Below are 1,027 nucleotides of genomic sequence, written 5' to 3'. Positions count from 1 at the left end.
GAACAACAGCCCCACGAGGAGACGACGCAGTGATCGAGCAGTACGCCGAGCACGCCGGACGGCGCGGAGCCGAGCCGGGGGAGACGCCCGGCGCGGGAGCCGCCGTCCGGAGCGAGGCCGAACCGCGGCTGACGCCCGCCGACGCGGCTGACGCCGCACGGCTCGTCGCCTTCGGCCTGCAGCCGAAGCTGCTGCCCGCGCGTGACGCCGAGTACGCCGAACTGCTCCGCAGACACCGCGAGGACCCGCAGTTCGCGCGGCTCGCCGACGCCGTGGCCGCGGGCCTGGGGCTCGTGGTCCTGGAGGTCTCACCGCGGGCCGGCATGGCCGTCACCGCCGCGGAGGACTCCGTGTTCGCCGTCCGCATGGGCGACTACGCGCGCCGCGCCTCCGCCGACTCCGGCGACCGCTTCCTGCACGGCCTCGCCCACCTCGCCGTCGCCGCCCTGGCCTTCCCGCGCCCGGAGGACCTCGCCGACGACGGGTACATCGGGCGGATCACCGTCAACGGCGTCGACGCCTTCGTCCGCCAGGCCTGCCGCCGCCTGGAGGAACGGGCAGAGGAGCAGGGCGAGAACACCGACCCGGTCAGCGACGCCCCGGGACTGGAGGCCGCCTGGCGGATCTGGGCCCGGCGCTCCTCGACCGGGGCCACCAAGGACGCCCGCCGCCTCGCCGGTTCCACCACCGGCATCGTCGCCAAGGCCGTCGTCTTCCTCACCGACTCCGGGTTCCTCCAGCGCACCGGCGACGAGTCCGGAGGCTCCTACCGCACCACCGCCCGCTACCAGCTCCAGGTCCGTGACATGGCGGGCAGCGCCGCCATGGCCGAGCTCCTCGACCTGGGCGTGGTGCCGGTGACCGACGGCACGGCGAGCCTGCTGCCGCCCACCGGGGAGGAGGACCTGGAGCTGGTGGCCGACGCCGGTCTGCCGTTCCACTCCTGACCTCGTCGTTCCCCTCCTGATCCCCTCGGTCCGCTCCTGACCCCGTCCCTCCGCTCCGATCCCCTCGGTCCGTTCCCGAC

General features: G+C 74.9%; 1 protein-coding gene. It reads left to right on the top strand.

Going from position 1 to position 1,027, the window contains the following annotated elements; all coding sequences use genetic code 11:
• Nucleotides 1-32 precede the first annotated feature (32 nt).
• Nucleotides 33-947, top strand: a complete 915-nt coding sequence (locus tag GUY61_RS38565) for a hypothetical protein (RefSeq protein ID WP_398958476.1) — start codon at nucleotides 33-35, stop codon at nucleotides 945-947.
• The last annotated feature ends 80 nt before the right edge of the window (nucleotides 948-1,027 follow it).

It is taken from the genome of Streptomyces sp. GC420, assembly GCF_009916105.1.
Lineage (GTDB): Bacteria > Actinomycetota > Actinomycetes > Streptomycetales > Streptomycetaceae > Streptomyces.
This window is presented reverse-complemented; position numbering and strand designations above follow the sequence as displayed.